Genomic DNA, 3,772 nt, shown 5'->3' with positions numbered 1-3,772 from the left:
CGCAGCGCCGCGTACTCGACGGGCACGGCGCCGAAGTAGCGCTTGAAGTGCTCCGGCCCCGACCCGGCGTCGGACTCCCCCATGTGGAACCAGCGGATGCCGTGCTCGCAGGCGTCCTGGATGGCCAGGGAGTGCAGCAGGTAGGTCGCGAGCGTCTCGCGGGCGATGCCGGTGGTGTCCATCGCGCACATCCAGCCGATGGAATGAGCCCCGTCCTGCAGGACGACGTTCACCGCCACCGGCTCGCCGTCGCGCAGCACCGACCACACCACGCACTTCTCTCCCAGCGCGGCGGCCGCGGCGGCGACCTGGCCGGGACGGTCGCGGCGGGCGGCGAGCCGGCGGGCCACCGGGAGCGGCTGTCCGCGCTGGGCGGCCCAGCGCTCGATCGACTGGGCGTAGAGGTCGCGGAACACGTCGAGCCCCCGCCCGTCCGGCCCGGTCGCCGTCGTGCCGTCCTCGCGGCGCACGTCGAGCGCGAACTTCTCGGCCTTGCGGACGGAGTTGCGCGCCTGGCGCTTGAAGCCCTTCTCCCACAGCTGGTCCCAGCCGACCCCGAGGTCCACGACCTGCGAGGTGTAGGGCACGCGGGCCAGCCCACGTCCTCCCCGCCCTCCCGACGCGGCCTCGTCCCAGACCTTCCCCCGCAGCGGCATCGGCACCACCGAGCGCAGCACCGCGGGCCGCTCCCGCAGGTCGTCGAGGACCATCCGGGCGTCGGCGACGGTGAGGTCCCCGCCTTCGACGAGTGCGCCGCCGTAGCCCCACCCGTAGGGCCAGGACTCCTCGGACAGGGTCACCCCCGCCCGCCGTCGGGCGGCGAGCGGGAGGACCAGCCGGCGTCCGTCGCGCAGGGAGTAGAGCCTGCTCGCGTCGCTGTAGCCGCGGGTGGCGAGGCAGTCCATCCATTCCGGGCTCTGGGTGACGACGGCGTCCTGGTCGGCCGCGAGGACCTCCCGCCAGACGTCGCGGGTCACCGTGGTGGAGCCGGCACGGTCGAGGAGTGTCATGGCTCAGCCCACCCGGGTGACGGTCGCGGCGGGGGCACCGGCGGCGGAGGCACTGACGGCGGCCGGGACGGTGGTCCGGGCGGCGGGGAGGACGCGGCCGCGGTCGGCGACGGTGGCGATCATGGCCGACTCGTAGCGCTCGACGCAGGTGTCCCAGCTGAGGCTCTCGGCGCGGCGGCGGGCCTTGCGGCCCAGGGAGACGAGGCGCGACCGGTCGGCGGCGAGGCCGTCCAGCGCGGCGGCGAGGGCGTCGACGTCCCGGGTCCCGACGACGAGGCCGGTGTCGGCCACGAGGTCGCGGACCCCGGGCAGGTTCGAGACGACCGGGACGCACCCGGCGGCCATTCCCTCGAGCACGACGAGACCGAATGCCTCCGCCTGGGTGACAGACGGAAGGACGACCACGTCGTGCGTGTCATACGCACGGTGCAAATCTTCGTCCGAGACCCGGCCCGTGAACAAGACATTGTCAGCCGAACCGGCCAATGCTTCGTACTCCGCCCGATGCGCTCCGTCACCGATGAGGGTGAGCTCGAGCCCGGGACGGCCGGCGACGGCCGGGATCAGCCACTCGAGGCCCTTGTACGGACGCATCTGGCCGACGAACAGCACGCGCAGCGGGGCACCGTCGACGACGGGGCGCAGCGGCTGGGGCCGGACGTCGACCCCCCACGGCACGACCTCGACCGCGGGGCCGCCTGCGCGGCGCTCCTCCTCGGCGTAGTGCTCGGAGGTGGTCAGGATGCGGTCGGCGCGGCCGGACAGGATGCGGTGGAGGCGGTTGTAGACCCGCGACAGCGTCTCCGCGCCGCGCACGGCCAGCGCGCTGTGGTGGGTGTAGAGGATCGGGGTACCGCGGCGGGCGCCGGCGAGCAGGAGCACGACGTCGCTCATGGTCGGCACCGGCCCGTGGAGGTTGACCACGTCGTAGCCCTCGAGCATCTTCCCGATCTGCCGCCAGTACGCGACGAGCGGCGAGAAGCGGTACTCGCCGAGCATGAGTCGCGGCATCTGGACCGAGGAGAGCACGTCCACGCGGTGCCCGCGCTCGCGCAGGCCGACCGTGAGCCGGTCGACGCACCGCGAGATGCCGGAGACGATCGGCGGGGCCTCGCTGGTGACGATGAGGACCTCGAGTCGGGGCGAGCGGTTCTCGCGGGCCCGACGGTGGTCGTCGAGGCGGATCGGGGCGGTGGTCGGGGCCACGACCCGCTGGGCCCGGCGCAGGGTCCGGAGGTGCTGGAGGAAGCGCATCCCCTCGCGGGCGGTCGACTTCGACTCCTCCGCGTGGCGGACGCCGAAGGTGAACGGCACCTCCGCGATGCGCTCGAGCCCGGAGCGGACGACCAGCTCGAGGAGGATCTTGTAGCCGATCGGGTCGACGGCGTCGAGGTCGAGGGCGGCGCGGCGCACCGCGAAGAAGCCGGAGAGCGGGTCGCTCATCTGCGCCACCGCGCCGCCGAGCAGGCGGGCCGCGAGGGCCTTGGAGCCCCGCGAGACCGCGTGGCGGTACGGCGAGCCCAGGCCCGACCCGTCGCCGCCCTGGGCGTAGCGGGTGGCGACGACGACGTCGTGGCCCGGGCCCGCGGCGAGCAGCTCGGCGACGACGGCCGGCGGGTGCTGGAGGTCGCCGTCCATGACGACGGCCCAGTCGGCCTGCGCGGCGCGCAGCCCTTCGACGACCGCGCCGCCGAGCCCGCCTGCCGGCTCGTCGCGGTGGATCACCGTGAGGGTGAAGGGGACGACGAGGGCGGCGGCCCGGGCGCGGTCGGCGGTGTCGTCGGTCGAGTCGTCGACGACGACGACCTCCGCACCGGCGGGCAGGGCCTCGGCGAGGCGACGGAGCAGCTCGTCGACGTTGCCGGCCTCGTTGAAGGTCGGGATGACGACGGACACCGTCGGGGTGATCGTCCGGGGGGTGGTGGCGAAGCTGGTGAGCATGATGTCGGACCTCCTCGGTGTCGTCGTGCTCCCTGGTGACACCGAGAAGATTGCTGGTCAGAGCCCCTGTCCCACGATGGAGCGGACCCCCCGACCGCCGGGGCCGACCCCCGGACCGGGGTGGGGTTCTCCCCCCGCCCGTCGCGCCGGACGGACGCCGCGGTGATCGGGCTCTCGGAACGGGATCGACCAGTGGTACGTCTCGTCGAGTGAGACCACGATCGGTCGCACCACCCGGCGCGGAATCGGTTCAGTTCGGCGCGGGCCCCCGCGTGTCCGCTGGGCGCGGGGGGTGCGGGGCCGTTGTCTTGAGCTGGACGCAGGGCAGGACGAGCTCCGATCGGCGGGGCACGCGAGGAGGAAGTCCGTGACGTACGACGCGGTCAGCGCCTACACCGTGCTGCTCGGGGACGGTGACGGCCCGACGACGGTCAGCGTGCACGGGAGCGCCGTCGACGCCTGGGCGGCGCTCGCGGCCGCGCTGGGAAACCGGCCGACGCCGGACCGCGCCGACGCCCCGCGCCGCCGCTGGCTGCCGGGGCCCCGCCCCCAGTCCCCCGTCGCCGTCGTGCCGCGGGAGGGGCTGTCCCAGGACGAGGTGCACGACGCGGCGGAGTCGTGGCGACTGGTCGACCCCACGCGCCGCTTCTGGCAGGTCACCGCGCACCGACTGCAGGTGACGGTGCCCGCGATCAACACCAGCCCCGTCGTGAGCCGCTCCGCATAGCCCGTTCGCCCGCGTTCTGAGCGAGGGGCCCCTTCGGTCGATACGGGCGCCGGGTGCGCGGGGTCATGCACCGGCGTCGTGCACCCGACGACGA

General features: G+C 74.3%; 3 protein-coding genes. 1 reads left to right on the top strand and 2 read right to left on the bottom strand.

From position 1 onward, the window contains the following. On the bottom strand, positions 1-1,010 hold a 1,010-nt coding region (locus tag VGI02_RS04610), incomplete at its 3' end, for a GNAT family N-acetyltransferase (protein ID WP_331626090.1). 3 nt (positions 1,011-1,013) lie between these two features. Next, positions 1,014-2,951, bottom strand: a complete 1,938-nt coding sequence (locus VGI02_RS04605; RefSeq protein WP_331626089.1) for a glycosyltransferase — start codon at positions 2,949-2,951, stop codon at positions 1,014-1,016. 367 nt (positions 2,952-3,318) lie between these two features. On the opposite strand from VGI02_RS04605, the gene VGI02_RS04600 reads away from it, so the two are divergent. After that, a complete protein-coding gene (locus VGI02_RS04600) occupies positions 3,319-3,678 on the top strand; it encodes a hypothetical protein (RefSeq protein ID WP_331626088.1) in 360 nt (119 codons plus the stop codon). Positions 3,679-3,772 lie beyond the last annotated feature (94 nt).

Origin of the sequence: Actinomycetospora sp. (assembly GCF_036497245.1) — a bacterium.
Lineage (GTDB): Bacteria > Actinomycetota > Actinomycetes > Mycobacteriales > Pseudonocardiaceae > Actinomycetospora.
This window is presented reverse-complemented; position numbering and strand designations above follow the sequence as displayed.